This is a genomic window from Streptomyces sp. NPDC033270 (assembly GCF_055576575.1).
Genome location: NZ_JBVIRA010000007.1, coordinates 64,852 through 81,327 on the forward strand (window position 1 = coordinate 64,852; position 16,476 = coordinate 81,327).

At 72.5% G+C, this 16,476-nt stretch carries 12 protein-coding genes; 9 read left to right on the plus strand and 3 right to left on the minus strand.

What is annotated here, in order from left to right; all coding sequences use genetic code 11:
* Positions 1 to 105 precede the first annotated feature (105 nt).
* Positions 106 to 1,254, minus strand: coding sequence for a hypothetical protein (locus ACZ5XZ_RS13025; protein WP_468977162.1), 1,149 nt, complete (start codon positions 1,252 to 1,254; stop codon positions 106 to 108).
* 10 nt (positions 1,255 to 1,264) lie between these two features.
* Positions 1,265 to 1,510: a MoaD/ThiS family protein gene (locus tag ACZ5XZ_RS13030; RefSeq protein WP_468977473.1), complete on the minus strand. Its 246-nt coding sequence runs from the start codon at positions 1,508 to 1,510 to the stop codon at positions 1,265 to 1,267.
* A gap of 211 nt (positions 1,511 to 1,721) precedes the next feature.
* On the opposite strand from ACZ5XZ_RS13030, the gene ACZ5XZ_RS13035 reads away from it, so the two are divergent.
* The 9 genes from ACZ5XZ_RS13035 (at position 1,722) to ACZ5XZ_RS13075 (ending at position 15,010) form a co-directional block, all read left to right on the plus strand.
* Positions 1,722 to 3,455 (plus strand): ABC transporter ATP-binding protein, encoded by a 1,734-nt coding sequence (locus tag ACZ5XZ_RS13035; RefSeq protein WP_468977163.1) that lies wholly within the window; start codon positions 1,722 to 1,724, stop codon positions 3,453 to 3,455.
* Entirely contained in the window at positions 3,452 to 5,467 is a 2,016-nt protein-coding gene (locus ACZ5XZ_RS13040) for an ABC transporter ATP-binding protein (protein ID WP_468977165.1), read from the plus strand. The genes ACZ5XZ_RS13035 and ACZ5XZ_RS13040 overlap by 4 nt, the downstream gene beginning before the upstream one ends.
* 368 nt (positions 5,468 to 5,835) lie before the next feature.
* Entirely contained in the window at positions 5,836 to 6,537 is a 702-nt protein-coding gene (locus ACZ5XZ_RS13045) for a DUF3800 domain-containing protein (protein WP_468977167.1), read from the plus strand.
* 45 nt (positions 6,538 to 6,582) lie between these two features.
* The gene (locus tag ACZ5XZ_RS13050) at positions 6,583 to 8,820 is read left to right on the plus strand and encodes a hypothetical protein (RefSeq protein ID WP_468977168.1); all 2,238 of its coding nucleotides are present in this window, start codon (positions 6,583 to 6,585) and stop codon (positions 8,818 to 8,820) included.
* A 749-nt stretch (positions 8,821 to 9,569) separates the two neighbouring features.
* Positions 9,570 to 10,415 carry a response regulator transcription factor gene (locus ACZ5XZ_RS13055; RefSeq protein WP_468977169.1) on the plus strand — a complete coding sequence of 282 codons (846 nt, stop codon included), beginning with the start codon at positions 9,570 to 9,572 and terminating at the stop codon, positions 10,413 to 10,415.
* Positions 10,416 to 10,439: 24 nt separating this feature from the next.
* Positions 10,440 to 11,468 (plus strand): LacI family DNA-binding transcriptional regulator, encoded by a 1,029-nt coding sequence (locus ACZ5XZ_RS13060; RefSeq protein ID WP_468977171.1) that lies wholly within the window; start codon positions 10,440 to 10,442, stop codon positions 11,466 to 11,468.
* A gap of 179 nt (positions 11,469 to 11,647) precedes the next feature.
* Complete coding sequence (locus ACZ5XZ_RS13065; RefSeq protein WP_468977174.1) at positions 11,648 to 12,676, plus strand: S1C family serine protease; 1,029 nt, start codon at positions 11,648 to 11,650, stop codon at positions 12,674 to 12,676.
* Between the two features lie 133 nt (positions 12,677 to 12,809).
* Positions 12,810 to 13,547, plus strand: coding sequence for a response regulator transcription factor (locus ACZ5XZ_RS13070; RefSeq protein ID WP_468977175.1), 738 nt, complete (start codon positions 12,810 to 12,812; stop codon positions 13,545 to 13,547).
* Positions 13,544 to 15,010 (plus strand): HAMP domain-containing sensor histidine kinase, encoded by a 1,467-nt coding sequence (locus tag ACZ5XZ_RS13075; RefSeq protein ID WP_468977177.1) that lies wholly within the window; start codon positions 13,544 to 13,546, stop codon positions 15,008 to 15,010. Before ACZ5XZ_RS13070 ends, ACZ5XZ_RS13075 begins: the two co-directional genes overlap by 4 nt.
* Positions 15,011 to 15,043: 33 nt before the next feature.
* On the opposite strand, the gene ACZ5XZ_RS13080 is transcribed toward ACZ5XZ_RS13075, so the two are convergent.
* Entirely contained in the window at positions 15,044 to 16,429 is a 1,386-nt protein-coding gene (locus ACZ5XZ_RS13080; RefSeq protein ID WP_468977178.1) for an LmeA family phospholipid-binding protein, read from the minus strand.
* Positions 16,430 to 16,476 lie beyond the last annotated feature (47 nt).

Consider the following 16,476-nt stretch of genomic DNA (forward strand, 5'->3'; position numbering starts at 1 on the left):
GACAAAAAGCGAAGAAAGATCCCGCGATGTTGTTGCGGGGGGGGGGGGGGGGGGGGGGTCCCCCCCCCCCCCCCCCCGCAGCGGACGGGACCGGGGTACGCGGCCCTACTGGCCCAGCGCCCGGCCCAGCACGTACACCGCGGGCGCGGCCAGGGCCAGCGGCAGCGCGACGCCGGCCGTCATGTGCACAAAGCGCGACGGGTAGTCGTAGCTGGCCACCCGCAGGCCGATCAGGGCGCAGCCGCCGGCCGCCAGGCCCAGCAGCGCGCCGGACGCCCCCAGGCCGGTCAGCTGGCCGGCGCCGATGCCGGCGCCGGCGGCGGCCATCAGGGCGACGCCGATCGAGACGGCGGACGGCAGCGGCAGCGCCCTGGCGAGCGTGGCCACCGCGACCGCGGCGGCGCCGACGCTCACCGCGTGCCCGCTCGCCGCGAGCTGCCCGGCGGCGAGCACCGCCAGCGCGGTCGAGGTCAGCCCGGCGGTCAGCGCGTACATCCGCTCGTCGGCGCTGCTGCGGTTGCGCAGCTGGAGGACGAGGACGAGCAGGCACCACACGCCGAGCGTGCCGATGCCGACCAGCGGCGCGCTCGTGCGGTCGGTGGCGAGCAGGGCGGCGTCGGTGGTCAGTCCGGCCAGGAACGCCAGCGCGATGCCCTGGCGGGCCGGCCACATGCCGTTCAGCCGGAACCAGCCGGCGGCGGTGACCGCCTGCAGCAGCGCCACCGGCACGGCCAGCGCCGGGCGGCCCAGCGGCGCGGTCAGCGCGAGCAGGGCCGCGAGCACGGCGGTCAGCGCGGCCGGCTGGATGCCGGGCGGGATGATCGGCGAGCGGCCCTCGGCGCGGGCGCGCTGGTTGGGCGCGAGGTGCGCGGTGTCGACCGGCGCGGTGGCGGCCGGCGCGGCGGCCGGCGCCGGCCGGGCCGGCGGGTGCTGGTGGGCGTGCACCTCCTCGGCGGGCGGGGCGCTCTGGTGCTGGGCGGGCAGCTGGCCGTAGTGCTGCTGGGGCGGTGCGGGCTGCTGCTGCCCGTACGCCTCGTAGCCGTAAGGGCCGCGCCCGTACGGGTCGTGCCGGGGCTGCTGTTGCTGCTGCCCGTAGGCGTCGTGGGCCTGCTGCCCGTACGGGTCGCCGTACGCCGCCGGTGCGTCCTGGGGCGGGTGCCCGGAGTGCCGGGCCTGCTGCGTGTACGGATCCGGCTGCGCGTACGGGTCGTGCGACGGGTACGGCTGGTGGTCCTGCGGCTGGTGGTCGTTCATGGTCTCCTGCTCACCCTCCCGCGAACGGCGGCAGAACCTCGACCGTGCCGCCCTCGGCCAGCGGCACCGCCGCATGGTCGCGGGTGCCGACCGGATCGCCGTCCACCAGGAACGAGCAGCGCATCAGGACGCGGGCGAACTCGGGGTTCTGGGAGTGCGCCGCGCGTGCCGCGTCGAGCGCCTCGGCGAGCGTCGCCGCCGCATACGGCTCCTCAGCCGTGCCGGCGGCGGCCTTCGCCGCGGCCCAGTAGCGCACGGTGCCAGTTGTTGTCACGGCGGCCTCTTCGTCGTGTCGGTCGGGGGCCGCCCGCCTTGCGGGCCGCCCCGTCGTCTGCCGCCTCCATGATGGCGCACGCGGCGGCCGGCGCCGTTGCGGGCACGTGCCGGCAGCGGCCCGCCCGGTACGCCGCCGGCGGGCTTGGGGGAAATTCGATTGCCGAGGGCAAGTGTTCACATAGGCTCCCTCTGTGTTGGTCCGACTCGCGCGGGCGCATCTGCGGCCCCACAAGCGCTCGATATCCCTGATCGTGCTCCTGCAGCTGATCCAGACCCTGGCGACCCTCTACCTGCCCACCCTCAACGCCGACATCATCGACAACGGTGTCGTGAAGGGGGACGCGGGCTACATCCTCCGCATCGGCGGCTTCATGACCGCCGTGACCCTGCTGCAGATCGTCTGCGCGATCGCCGCCGTCTACTTCGGTGCCCGTACGGCCATGGCGCTCGGCCGGGACATCCGCCTCGCGGTCTTCGACCGGGTGCAGTCCTTCTCCGCCCGGGAGGTCGGGACGTTCGGCGCCCCGTCGCTGATCACCCGCACCACCAACGACGTCCAGCAGGTCCAGATGCTGGTGCTGATGACGTTCACGATGATGGTCTCGGCGCCGATCATGTGCGTCGGCGGCGTCGTCATGGCGCTCAATCAGGACGTCGCGCTGTCCGCCCTGTTGCTGGTCATCGTCCCGGCCCTCGGGATTCTCGTCTCACTGATCGTGCGCCGGATGCGCCCGCTCTTCCGCGGGGTGCAGGAGCGCATCGACACCGTCAACCGCGTGCTGCGCGAGCAGATCGCCGGCATCCGCGTCATCCGCGCCTTCGTCCGCGACGGGCACGAGCGCGAGCGGTTCGCCGGGGCCAACACCGACCTGTACGACGTGTCGATGCGGGCCGGCCGGCTGATGTCGATGATGTTCCCGCTGGTCATGCTGATCATGAACCTCTCCAGCGTGGCCGTCGTCTGGTTCGGCGGCCTGCGCATCGACAGCGGCGACATGCAGATCGGCGCGATGACCGCGTTCCTCAGCTACCTGATGTACATCCTGATGTCGATCATGATGGCGACGTTCATGGTGATGATGCTGCCGCGCGCGGAGGTCTGCGCCGAGCGCATCCAGGAGGTGCTGGCGACCGACTCCAGCGTCGTGCCGCCCGCGCACCCCGTCACCGAGCTGCGCCGGCACGGCGAACTGGAGCTTCGCGACGTCGAGTTCCGCTTCCCGGGCGCCGAGCAGCCGGTCCTCAGGGACATCTCGCTGACCGCCCGCCCCGGTGAGACCACCGCCGTCATCGGCTCGACCGGCAGCGGCAAGTCCACCCTCCTCGGGCTCGTCCCCCGCCTCTTCGACGCCACCGGCGGCACGGTCCTGGTGGACGGCGTGGACGTGCGCACCCTCGACCCCGAGACCCTCGCCAGGACCATCGGCCTGGTCCCGCAGAAGCCCTACCTCTTCTCCGGGACGGTCGCCTCCAACCTGCGCTACGGCAATCCGGACGCCACCGACGACGAGCTGTGGCACGCCCTGGAGACCGCCCAGGCGCGGGACTTCGTCGAGCGGATGGCGGGCGGCCTGGACGCCCCCGTCGCACAGGGCGGCTCCAACGTCTCCGGCGGCCAGCGCCAGCGCCTGGCCATCGCCCGCGCCCTGGTGCGCCGCCCGGAGATCTACCTCTTCGACGACTCCTTCTCCGCCCTGGACTACGCGACGGACGCCGCGCTGCGGGCGGCGCTCGCCCGCGAGACCGACCGGGCGACGGTGGTGATCGTCGCCCAGCGGGTCTCCACGATCCGCGGCGCCGACCGGATCGTCGTCCTGGACGAGGGCCGCGTCGTGGGCACCGGCACCCACACCGAGCTGATGGCCGACAACGAGACCTACCGGGAGATCGTGCTCTCCCAGCTCACCGAGCAGGAGGCGGCGTGACCACCGCGGACAAGGCGGACAAGGGGGCGGCGGCCCCCGCGGCCACCGAGGAGGCCCCTTCGAAGGCTCCGGCCCGGGGCCCGGCCCCGGCGGCCGGCCCGGCCCGCATGATGGGCGGCCAGCCCACCGAGAAGTCCATGGACTTCAAGGGCTCCGGCAAGCGGCTGCTCGCCCAGATGCGGCCCGACCGCGCCGCGATGTCCGTCGCGCTGCTGCTCGGCGTGCTGAGCGTGGCGCTGACCGTCGTCGGCCCCAAGGTCCTGGGGCACGCCACCGACCTGATCGTCTCCGGCGTCATCGGCCGCCGGCTGCCCGACGGGCTCACCAAGGCCGAGGCCGCGGCCCGGCTGCGCGCCGACGGGCAGGGCGGGCTGGCCGACATGCTCACCACGATGCCGGTCGTCCCCGGCCACGGCATCGACTTCGGCGCGGTCGGCCAGGTCCTGCTCTGGGTCACCGTGATCTACGCCGCGGCGTCCCTGTGCGGCTTCGTCCAGGCCCGGATCGCCACCAAGGTCGTCCAGCGCACCGTCTTCCGGATGCGTGAGCAGGTCGAGGAGAAGCTCGCCCGGCTGCCGCTGAGCTACTTCGACAAGCAGCAGCGCGGCGAGGTGCTCTCCCGCGCCACCAACGACATCGACAACATCCAGCAGACCCTGCAGCAGACCCTCAGCCAGATCGTGGCCTCGCTGCTGACCATCCTCGGCGTGCTCGCCATGATGTTCTGGATCTCCTGGCTGCTGGCCCTGGTCGCCCTGATCACGGTCCCGGTCTCGGTCGTCGTCGCCACCAAGGTCGGCAAGCGCGCCCAGCCGCAGTTCGTCCAGCAGTGGAAGACCACCGGCAAGCTCAACGCGCACATCGAGGAGATGTACACCGGCCACAGCCTGGTGAAGGTCTTCGGCCGCCAGAAGGAGTCCGCCGCCCTCTTCCGCGAGCAGAACGAGGCGCTCTACTCCGCCGGCTTCAGGGCCCAGTTCATCTCCGGCGTCATCCAGCCCGCGATGATGTTCATCGGCAACCTCAACTACGTCCTGGTGGCCGTCGTCGGCGGTCTGCGGGTGGCGTCCGGATCGCTGTCCATCGGCGACGTCCAGGCCTTCATCCAGTACTCCCGCCAGTTCAGCCAGCCGCTGACCCAGGTCGCCTCGATGGCCAACCTCGTCCAGTCCGGCGTCGCCTCCGCCGAGCGGGTCTTCGAGCTGCTCGACGCCGGGGAGCAGGAGCCGGACGCGGCCGAACCGGCCCGGCCCGAACACGTCGCGGGCCGCGTCGAGTTCGAGGACGTGTCCTTCTCGTACACCGCGGACAAGCCGCTGATCGAGAACCTGTCGCTGTCCGTCCGCCCCGGCCAGACGGTCGCCATCGTCGGCCCGACCGGCGCGGGCAAGACCACCCTGGTCAACCTCCTGATGCGGTTCTACGAGGTCGGCGGCGGCCGGATCACCCTCGACGGGACCGACATCGCGGCCATGTCCCGCGAGGACCTGCGCGGCAACATCGGCATGGTGCTGCAGGACACCTGGCTCTTCGGCGGCACGATCGCGGAGAACATCGCCTACGGCGCCCCCGCCGGCACCTCCATGGACAAGATCGTCGCCGCCGCGAAGGCCACCCACGTGGACCGCTTCGTGCGCACCCTCCCCGACGGCTACGACACCGTCATCGACGAGGAGGGCGGCAATGTCTCGGTGGGCGAGAAGCAGCTGATCACCATCGCCCGGGCCTTCCTCGCCGAACCCGCCATCCTCGTCCTCGACGAGGCCACCAGCTCGGTCGACACCCGCACCGAGGTCCTCATCCAGCACGCCATGGCCCAACTCCGCACCGGCCGCACCAGCTTCGTCATCGCCCATCGCCTGTCGACCATCCGCGACGCCGACACCATCCTGGTCATGGAGCAGGGCTCCATCGTCGAACAGGGCTCGCACGAGGCGCTGCTGGCGGCCAACGGGGCCTATGCGCGGCTGTACGCGGCGCAGTTCGCGGAGGCGGTGGCCGAGACGGAGTGAAGCAGTCCCGCCCGTCGTGCGCCCGTGACCTGCGGGTAAACCCAACTCCCCCTGGATGTTGCGGATTTGTGTGTAGGTCATACGGGCGCACCGCTATGGTGTGACGAACACGTCACGCACGGCGACGCTGTGACGCACGGGGTCCGGGAATGATCCTGGATGCCGTCTCCCGAGGAACTGACGGGCGACGGCTGCTGCTTGGGGTGAGTGGTGCCTCCCATGAGGCCTGATCCGCCGCAGAGCCCGCACCCGCTCGGTCGCCGGGTACGCGCGTGTGCGTGGTGAGAGGGGACGCTCCACGCCAAGAGGGCGCGGACGATGGCGTGCGCGCGCGGTCCTCAATGCGGCCCAGTACGGAGACGGCTGTCATGGCCACCCAGGAATCCGCCGCGCCGCTGCGGATCATCTTCGCCGACGACGCCGGCGACTCCCGCACGATCGCGGCCTTCGCCTCGCTGTCCGTCCATCTGGACGACATGGAAGCCGCCAAGAAGGACCTGCTGCGCTTTCGTTCCGCGCTGGAGGGCGGCCCGGACCTGGGCATCCCGATCGACGCCTCGCTGCACGCACAGGACCTCGCCGCGGGCCGCGGGCGCCACGTCTACCGGCCGGGGCTGCCCGACCGGGAGGCACGGCAGGCACACCTCGCGCACTGCCGGGGGGTGATCCGCCGCGGCCTGGAGGCCGTCGCCGGCATCCCCGGGGTGCGGGTGACGGCCGTCTACCGGGAGACCGACGACTACGGCCGGGACCGCCCCGCCCTCCAGCGCGCCTGGCTGGCGCGGGTCAACGCCGAACTCGCCGCGTCGGACGAGTACGGGGTGGTGATCGTGGACGGCGACGGGACCGAGACCGCGCTGATCGACGCCTACCACGACCTGCCGGAGCGCAACCGGCGCATCCAGGGCGTCCCGGTCTTCGAGTCCGCCCGCATCAACTACTTCCTGCAGGCCGCCGACCTGCTGGCCTACGCCGCGTACCAGAGCGTGGCCAAGCGCCCGGAGCGCGCGTTCATGGGGGACTGGTTCGGCGCCGCCCTGCCGTGGGCGGACGGGCCGTGCGCGCTGTGACCGATGGGTTGAAGTCTTCAACCACCTGCAAACGACGGAGGGTTCATGTCGAAGTCCGCGGCAGCGCAGCCGATCACCGTGCCCTGGGGCAAGGAACAGGTCGTGGTGTCCGACGTCGCGCGGGAGCTGCCCGACGCCTCGAAGGTCGACGACCGGGCGAAGGTGATCAAGGCCGGGACCGCCAGCCGGCTGGCGTCGCTCCCCGAGGACGCCTGGCACGCGGTCTCCCGCGCCTCGGTCACCCCCGAACTCGTCGCGATGCAGCTGCGCCGGTCGGAGGACTCCGACGGCAGTCTGCTGCTGGAGGAGCATGTGGACGGGGCCACCCTGCGCTCGGTGCACACCCGGGTGTGGCTGACCGAGCTGTTCCCCGGCATCCAGCCGCGCACCGGTCAGAACGCCCTGGACGAGGACGACCCCCAGGTCCTGGGCATGGCCGAGGACGGGCGGCCGCAGGCGATCCTGCGCTACCGCTACCGTGACCGCGCCCACCTGCGCAAGCACATCTGGCAGACCGTCGAGGGCACCCTGACGCTCAACTCCTACGAGGAGTCGATCCTGGCCCGGCGGGTGACCCGGGCCCTGATCGTGCACCCGGCCGTCTTCGAGTTCGAGGCCGAGGGCGAGGAGCCGGTGCACGCCCTGGTCGCACGGGACGGCATCACCCGGCTCGCCAGCGCCTGGAAGATCCTCGCCGGGCCGGGCGCCACCCAGGCGCGGGCCGCCGAGCTGGCGGTGGAGACCCTGACGGCCGAGCGGGAGCAGCCGGCCAACGAGCCGCAGAAGTCCCGCTCGCAGCGCTGGGCGCTGAGCCGGGAGCGGCGGCGGAGCCTGCTGCGGGAGGAGTTCGGCCGCGAGTCGGCCGGGGAGGTGCCCTCGCTGCGGGCGATCCAGATCGCCCAGACGTACGCGGTGCCGGCGCATATCGCGGTCGGCGCCGAGGCCCACCACACGGGTCTGCTGCCCGCGGCCGACGTCTTCGACGACGCCCTGCGCTCGATCCTCGCCTCGGTGCACGTCGAGTTCAAACCCTGGGACGCGGCGGCCCAGAACCTGGAGGTGGCCACCCGGGCGCTCAAGCTCGTCGTCCAGACCCGGGCCCGCGAGTGGGGCATGGAGGAGCATCTCGGCGAGGTGTACGCGCTCGCGGTGGGCCGCCGCGGGGAGTCGGCGACCCCGGACATCTTCCAGGACGCCCACATCCCGGGAACGCCGCTGTGGCGAGCCGTCTACCTGCTGCACGTCCTGACCAGGCCCCGGCTCTTCGAAGAGCTGCGCGGCCGCGCCAAGGAGATCAAGAACGAGCGGCGGATGACCGTCAAGGGGTATGCGGGGCTGCTCGGCCCCGTGGTGGACAAGCCCTGGCGGGGGCAGAAGAAGTCGGTCGTCAAACAGGCGCTCAAGGCGTGGGGCAACGGCGGGGTGCTGTCCAAGGACGTGCTGTGCGAGGGCTGGATCCCGGTGCCGGCCGACGACTTCACCAGCCTGGTCGCCCCCGCGCTGAACGGCGACGTCGACGCCCGCTGCACGCTGGCCCTGGCCGGCGGCACGGCGCTGATCGCGGACAAGCTGATCACCAGCAACGTCGGTTCCGCCCTCAGCGCCCGGCGCGAGCCCGGCAAGGTGCCCTTCCGCGCCGACGCCAACATCGTGGTCGCCGGGCTGGCCCGGGAGGGCAACGCACTCGGACTGTGGACCCTGGCGCTGGCGGCCCAGCGGTTCCGGGCCGACCGGCTGCCCCGCAACGCCGGCTCCCGGCAGGAGTTCGGGCTGCCGGGCGAGGACGACGCGAGCGCGGAGGGGTACCAGCACGTCGCGGTGGACCTGGCGGCACCGGACCGGATCCGCCGGGCCGACGGGGCCGAGGTGCCGCTGCTGACCTGGGACGTGGTCTACGCCTCGGACGAGGCGCGGGCGCAGCGGGCCGTCGCGGACGCCCAGCCGGTGGCGCCGGTGCTCTGGCCGTCGCCGCAGCGGCCGGGTGAGCAGGGCGAGCCGCGGCCGGAGCCGGGGACGGGGCCCGCACCGCAGGAGGCGGACGAGCGCCCGGTGGGGCAGCGGATCGCCGATCAGCGCCAGTCGCTGGGCCGGTCCCTGGACCATGCGCAGGGGGCGCTCGCCGAGCTGGCGGAGCTGGACCAGGGCCGCTCGCAGCCGCTGTTCACCGACCGCGACGAATGGGCCGGGCTGCGGGAGAGCGCCATCCACGTACTGAAGCGGCTGGAGGACTTCCGCCCGCCGATGGAGGACGAGGAGGAGGCGGAGCCCGACGGCGACGCCTGACGGGCGGTGCCGGGCCGTGCCGGGGCGCGCACGGAGTGCGCTTCCGTGCGCTCCCTGTGCTCCCCCCGGCCGCGAAGCGCCGGCCGCTCGGGGGCGCAGGGCGGGGCGGCGCCGGGCAGCCGGCGGTGGCGGTCCGGCGGCGGCCGGGCGGCGGCTCGGGGAGCGGTCCGCAGGCCCGGCCGGGATCCGCGGCCGCCGGTCGCCCGGTGCCCGACCGCCGCCGCCGGACCTCGGGGCGAGGCCGTGATCATGTCCGTATGCTGGGAAAACGCGGCTGCGGCGAAAAGTGGTGCGGGGGAGGGCCGGCGCCGGCGGGGCGCCGCGCGAGGACGGCGGCCGCGGTGTCGGCCGGGGCGCCGGATCCGCTTCAGGACGGGCTTTTCGGGGGTGCGGGCGGCCTCGGGCCGGCGCCCCTTTTCGTCAACTGGGGACACGCGCCGACCACTCGAAGTGATCGAGAGAACACAAGAACGTGCAAAATCGGCCTCGGGCTCGGCAGCCGGGTGGGCTATTCTGCAGGACAAGAAGGATCCGGGCAGCGTAGCCCCCGGGTCCTTTTGTGCTTTCAGCCGCGAGCCGCGCGGCTGAGGGGACCGTACGAAGCAGTGCCGCAGACTCCCCCGGCCAGGGCCGGGAGGTGCCCCCGTCGCAGGGACCGAGGAGGAACCAGACGTCATGGGCGAGCGAAGCAGGCAGGACCGTGAGCAGGACAGGGCGAAATGCTCCGGGAACCGGGTAGGTGGTCGGAGGTGAGTTCGCTCCTGCTGCTGACCAACGCACTCCAGCCGTCGACGGAGGTGCTCCCGGCGCTCGGCCTGTTGCTGCACAGTGTGCGGGTGGCCCCCGCCGAGGGCCCGGCCCTCATCGACACCCCCGGGGCCGACGTCATACTGATCGACGGCCGCCGGGACCTTCCGCACGTACGGTCCCTGTGCCAGTTGCTGCGGTCCACCGGGCCCGGCTGCCCGCTGGTGCTGGTCGTCACGGAGGGCGGCCTGGCCGCCGTCACCGCCGACTGGGGCATCGACGACGTCCTGCTGGACACCGCCGGCCCCGCCGAGGTGGAGGCGCGGCTGCGGCTGGCGATGGGCCGCCAGCAGATCACCACCGACGACGGCCCGATGGAGATCCGCAACGGCGACCTCTCGGTGGACGAGGCGACCTACAGCGCCAAGCTCAAGGGCCGGGTCCTGGACCTGACCTTCAAGGAGTTCGAGCTGCTGAAGTACCTGGCGCAGCACCCGGGCCGGGTCTTCACCCGCGCCCAGCTCCTGCAGGAGGTCTGGGGTTATGACTACTTCGGCGGTACGCGGACCGTGGACGTGCATGTGAGGCGGCTGCGCGCCAAGCTCGGCCCTGAGCACGAGTCGCTGATCGGCACGGTCCGCAACGTCGGCTACCGCTTCGTGACGCCGGAGAAGGGCGAGCGCCAGGCGGAGGCCAAGGCCAAGGCCAAGGACGGCGCCGAGCAGGCCGCCGCCAGGTCCGCCCCGGGCGAGTCCACGGACGGCCGGGGCGCCGGCGACGGTGACGGTTCTTCCCAGGCGGTCGCCGGCGGCGCGGAATCCACCGCCGTACGGCCTGCCCGCCGGTAGGACCACCCGCGTAGACTGCCGCGCGTGGCCAAGGTGACGCGGGATGATGTGGCAAGACTGGCGGGTACGTCCACCGCCGTTGTCAGTTACGTCATCAACAACGGACCCCGGCCGGTCGCCCCGGCCACGCGCGAGCGGGTGCTCGCCGCCATCAAGGAGCTCGGCTACCGGCCGGACCGCGTCGCGCAGGCGATGGCGTCCCGCCGTACCGACCTCATAGGCCTGATCGTGCCGGACACCCGGCAGCCGTTCTTCGCGGAGATGGCGCACGCGGTCGAGCAGGCCGCCGCCGAGCGCGGGAAGATGGTGCTGGTCGGCAACGCCAACTACCTCGACGAGCGCGAGGTGCACTATCTGCGGGCGTTCCTCGGGATGCGGGTCTCGGGGCTGATCCTGATCAGCCAGGGCCCCAGCGAGCACGCCGCCGCCGAGATCGACGCCTGGGACGCCCGGGTGGTGCTGCTGCACCGCAGGCCGGACGCCATCGACGACGTCGCGGTGATGACCGACGACATCTGGGGCGCGCAGCTGGCGACCCGGCATCTGCTGGAGCACGGCCACCCCTATGTCGCCTTCCTCGGCGGCACGGAGGAGACCCCGAAGTCCGGCGACCCGGTCACCGACCACGTCGAGGGCTGGCGGCGGGCCATGCTGGAGTCGGGCAAGACACCGGACGGCCGCTACTTCCAGGCGCCGTACAACCGCTACGACGCCTACCAGGTCGCGCTGAAGCTGCTGGCCGGGCCGGACCGGCCGCCAGCGATCATGTGCGCGACCGACGACCAGGCGATCGGTGTGCTGCGGGCCGCCCGCGAGCTGCGGATCGATGTCCCCGGGGAACTGGCGGTCGCCGGCTTCGACGACGTCAAGGAGGCCGCGCTGACGGATCCGCCGCTGACCACCGTCGCCTCGGACCGCGAGGCGATGGCGCGAGCGGCGGTCGATCTGGTGCTGGACGACGGTCTGCGGGTGGTCGGCTCCCGGCGGGAGCGGCTGCGGCAGTTCCCGTCGCGCCTGGTGGTGCGGCGGTCGTGCGGCTGCGACGGCGGCTAGGGCCTGCCCGAGGGGTCATGGCCGGGTCCGCGGCGTCTGGCACGGCACCTGGCCATGACCCCTCGGACAGGCCCTAGTACTCCTCCACGCGGGTTCTTTATACCGGGCATACCCACTTCTGTCGGGTCTCTCAGGGCGTTCTCAGACGGTTCTCATGGACCGGGAGCACAGTGATCACCATGACCGAGAGCCACCGCCGAAGCGGCGACGAGATGCCACAGGACCGGCCGTACGCGTACGGCACCGAGCACGGCGCGGAGTACCACGGCGGGCCGGCCTTCCCGCCGCCTCCGCCGTACGCCCCCGCGCCTCCGCGGCGCCGGGCCCGCCGGCCGGTCGCGCTGATCGCGGCGGTGGCGCTCGTCTCCGGTCTCGTCGGCGGCGGCAGCGCGGCGCTGATCGCCGGCGCGACCGCCCGGCAGAGCGCCGACGCCGCCTCGGCCCCGCTGGTCAACGCGGGCAAGAGCAGCGGCAGCGGGGTCTCGGGCGTGGCCAAGGCGGTCAGCCCGGCGATCGTGGAGATCAAGGCGCGGACCGCGAGCGGGCAGTCCACCGGCTCCGGTGTCGTCATCACCGGTGACGGCGAGATCGTCACCAACAACCACGTGGTCGCGGGCGCGGACACGGTGGTCGTCACCTTCAGCGACGGCAGCCGGAAGCGGGCCGAGGTCATGGGCACCGACGCCGGCAAGGACCTGGCGCTGATCAAGGTCCGCGGGGCCAAGGGCCTGACCGCGGCCGCGCTCGGCGACTCCGACAAGCTCGCGGTCGGCGACCAGGTGGTCGCCATCGGCTCCCCCGAAGGCCTCACCGGCTCCGTGACCAGCGGCATCGTCTCCGCCCTCAACCGGGACGTCACCGTTCCCAAGGAGGACGGCCAGGGGCGGCAGAACAACCCCGACGGCGGTGGCGGCTGGCCGTTCGAGTTCGGCGGCAACCAGTACAACGGCGACACCGGCTCGTCGAAGACCTCGTACAAGGCCATACAGACCGACGCCTCGCTCAACCCCGGCAACTCCGGGGGCGCCCTGATCAACATGCAGGGGCAGATCGTCGGCATCAACTCCGCGATCTACTCGCCGAGCTCGGCGACGAGCAGCACGGCGGGCAGCGTCGGCCTCGGCTTCGCCATCCCGATCAACACCGTCAAGGCCGACCTCGACGCGCTGCGCGGCGGCGGGAGCGGTGGCGGCAACAGCGGCGTGTGACGGCCCGCCCGGCCGCCACCCGCGACCGCCCCGCCACGGGACGTTCCGCGTCCCCGCTCCCCGGACCGCCGCCGTCGTGCGAGGCTGAGCAGCAGCCCTTCGTCCCGTCGTCCCACCCGAGGAACCCCGCCACATGAGCCCCGCCGAGCACGGTGATCAGCCCGCCCGCATCCTGATCGTCGACGACGAGCCCGCGGTCCGCGAGGCGCTGCAGCGCTCGCTCGCCTTCGAGGGGTACGGCACCGAGCAGGCGGTCGACGGACTGGACGCGGTCGAGAAGGTCGCCTCCTACGACCCCGAGCTGATCGTGCTGGACGTCCTGATGCCGCGGATGGACGGGCTGACCGCCGCCCGCCGGCTGCGGGCGAGCGGGGTGACCGTACCGATCCTCATGCTGACCGCCCGCGACACGGTCGGCGACCGCGTCACCGGGCTGGACGCCGGCGCCGACGACTACCTCGTCAAGCCCTTCGAGCTGGACGAGCTGCTCGCCCGGATCCGCGCGCTGCTGCGCCGCAGCTCCTACGCGGCGGCGGCCGGCGCGCGGCCCGAGGAGGGCGAGACGCTTCGCTTCGCCGATCTGCGGATGGACCTGTCGACCCGCGAGGTGGTCCGGGGCGGCCGGCCGGTCGAGCTGACCCGCACCGAGTTCACCCTGCTGGAGATGTTCCTGGCGCATCCGCGGCAGGTCCTGACCCGCGAGCAGATCCTCAAGGCCGTGTGGGGCTTCGACTTCGAACCCACCTCCAACTCCCTCGACGTGTATGTGATGTACCTGCGCCGCAAGACCGAAGCGGGCGGCGAGCCGCGGCTGGTGCACACGGTGCGGGGGGTCGGGTACGTCCTGCGGACGGGCGGCGGCGCGGAATGAACCACGGCCACACGGGCGCCGGAGGCCGGCTCGGCGCGCGCTTCGGGCGGCTGCCGCTGCGCTCGCGGCTGACCCTGCTCACGGCCGCCGCGGTGGCGGTGGCCGTGGCGGTCTCCGCGCTCGCCTGCTGGCTGCTCACCCGCGCCCAGCTGAGCGACGAGGTGGACAACTCGCTGCAGAACGTCGCTGTCCCGGCGGACTATCTGCAGGTCACCTACGCCAACTGCCAGCCCACCGACCCCACCGAGAACACCAACGCCCCGCCGTCGTACTACCACGTCCAGATCGTCCAGGTCGACGGCTCGCGCTGTGTGGGGCCCAACTCCCAGCCGGTACGCGTGCAGCGCACGGACGTCGCGGTGGCGCAGGGCGTGCTGCGGGACACCCTGCACGACGCGGTCACCACCGGCGGCGCGGACGTGCGGGTGCTGACCAAGCACATGGACGTCCAGGGCGTGCAGTTCGCGGTGTCCATCTCGCGTCCGCTGGGGGAGATCGAGGGCGCGCTGAACACCCTGGCGCTGCTGCTGGCCGCCGTCGCGGGACTGGGCGTCGTCGGCGCGGGCACGGCCGGGCTGGTCATCGCGCGCTCCGGCCTCAAGCCCGTCGACCGCCTCACCGAAGCCGTCGAACACGTCGCCCGCACCGAGGACCTGACCATCCGCATCCCGGCGGACGGCGAGGACGAGATCGCCCGCCTCTCGCGCTCCTTCAACTCCATGACCGCGGCGCTGGCCGCCTCCCGCGACCTGCAACAACAGCTGATCGCGGACGCGGGCCATGAGCTGCGGACGCCGCTGACCTCGCTGCGGACGAACATCGATCTGCTGGTGCGCAGCGAGCAGTCCGGCCGACCGATCCCGGCCGCCGACAAGGCGGCGCTGCTGTCCTCGGTGAAGGCGCAGATGGGGGAGCTGGCGGCGCTGATCGGCGATCTGCAGGAGCTGTCGCGGAACCCCGAGCCCGGGCAGAGCGCCGTCGAGGTCGTGGCGCTGCACGACATCGTCGGCTCGGCGCTGGGCCGGGCCCGGCTGCGCGGCCCGTCGCTGACCATCACCGCCGACATCGAGCCCTGGTACGTACGGGCCGAGCCGGCCGGGCTGGAGCGCGCGGTGGTCAACCTGCTGGACAACGCGGTCAAGTTCAGCCCGGCCGGCGGCGGCATCGAGGTCTCCTTGACCGGCGGCGAGCTGACGGTCCGCGACCACGGTCCGGGCATTGCGCAGGACGAGCTGCCGCACGTCTTCGAGCGGTTCTGGCGCTCGCCGTCCGCGCGCAGCCTGCCCGGCAGCGGCCTGGGTCTGTCGATCGTGGCGCGTACGGCGGAGCAGGCGGGCGGCGCGGTACGGCTGCGCTCCGCCGACCTCGGCGGCACCGAGGCGGTGCTGACCCTGCCGGGCGCGCCGACGCCGCCGCCGCAGCTGCCCGACGAGCCGCCGACGCCGCCGGGCGCGGGAAGCTGAGGCCCCGGGCGGCGGCGACCCCCGCCCCCGCCGCTACTTCTTCTTCGCCGCGTCCCCGAACGGCAGGTTCGACCCCGACAGCTCGGCCCGGATGCCGTCCTTCTGGACGGAGATGTTGCGCAGCCGGACGTCGCCGGGCGTCTTGGGCAGGCGGAAGGACAGCGACAGCCGGTCGGCGAGCTGCGGCTTGGTCAGTCCGCTCAGGGCGCCGAGGATCTTCGGGTCGATGCCGACCTTCTCCAGCAGCCAGGGGTGGTCGATCACCACGTCGACGAGGTTGACCTTCATCAGCTGCTCGATGAAGCGCGGCGAGCCGGTCAGCTCGTGCAGCTTCTCCTCGTTGCGCAGCGCCTCTTCGATGTACGGCCGGGGGATGCCGATCCGGTCCGCGATCGCCGGGACGGACAGCATCGACTTGACCTTGGCGGCCTGCCGGCTGAGGTCGGCGGCGGCCTTTCGGGTCAGCCGCAGGCCCTCCTCCTTGCCGGTGCCGGGGCGGTAGACGGCGACATCGCCGATGTCCAGGCGCATCCGGCTGATCTCGGTGGAGATACCGCGGTCGCCGGCCCGCTGAATGCGCGCCTCGGCCTGTACGCGCAATGCGTGGCCGGCGATCGGCAGTTGCCCGTCCGCACGGATGGAATTGTGTCCCAGCTCACTGAATTTCACCTGCGAGGCGCCCAGTTCGCGGTTCATGTCGTCAAAGGCGAGCAGCACGGTGCCGCGCATGGAGCCGATCGTGGCGCCCTTGATGGAGGTGGGCAGATCGCCGTCGATGCGTACGTCGTTCGCGGTCGCCTCGAATTTCGCCAGCGATACCCGGTCGGCGGCGACATCGGGAATGGTGACGTGCACCTGGTCGACGTGCTTGCCCAGGACCTGGGTGAGGAACGGGAATCCCTGGATGTCGACTTCCGGGGTGGCGTTCAGATGCAGTGCGTCCTTCAGCTTTTCCGCGGTCTTGTCCTGTGCGTACAGGACGGCGAACCGGTCGAAGAGGCTGAGGAACGCGGTGCACACCAGCACCGCCACCAGCAGCTTCACGGTGATCGGGACGGCGGCGAAGCGGCTGATGCCGCGCTTGGTGCGGCGGTGGTTGGGCCGCTTCCAGGCCTCGCCCTCGTCGTCGTCCGAGCGCAGCCCCAGGCCCAGCGGGTCGTCGCTGTCGTCGCGCTCGTTGAGGTAGCTGCGGCGGCGGGCGGATCCGGGGCCGTCGAAGGTGCCGAATTCCGTGTCGAGTTCGGCCGCCGGGTCCGGCTCGGGGTCGGCCAGGGCCGCCAGATCTGCATAGGGATTGACCGGTTCAAGCTTTCTGGTGTCGCCGGCGAGGTCGTTCCCGGCGCCCGGCACCGGGGAATCGGAGTGGGCGCGATCAGCGGGCGCCGACGAGGGTGAAGATATGCGTATGGGGGTTCGCATCCGAACATCCCACCACGAGTACGACCCTTGAACGCAACTCAAACTGT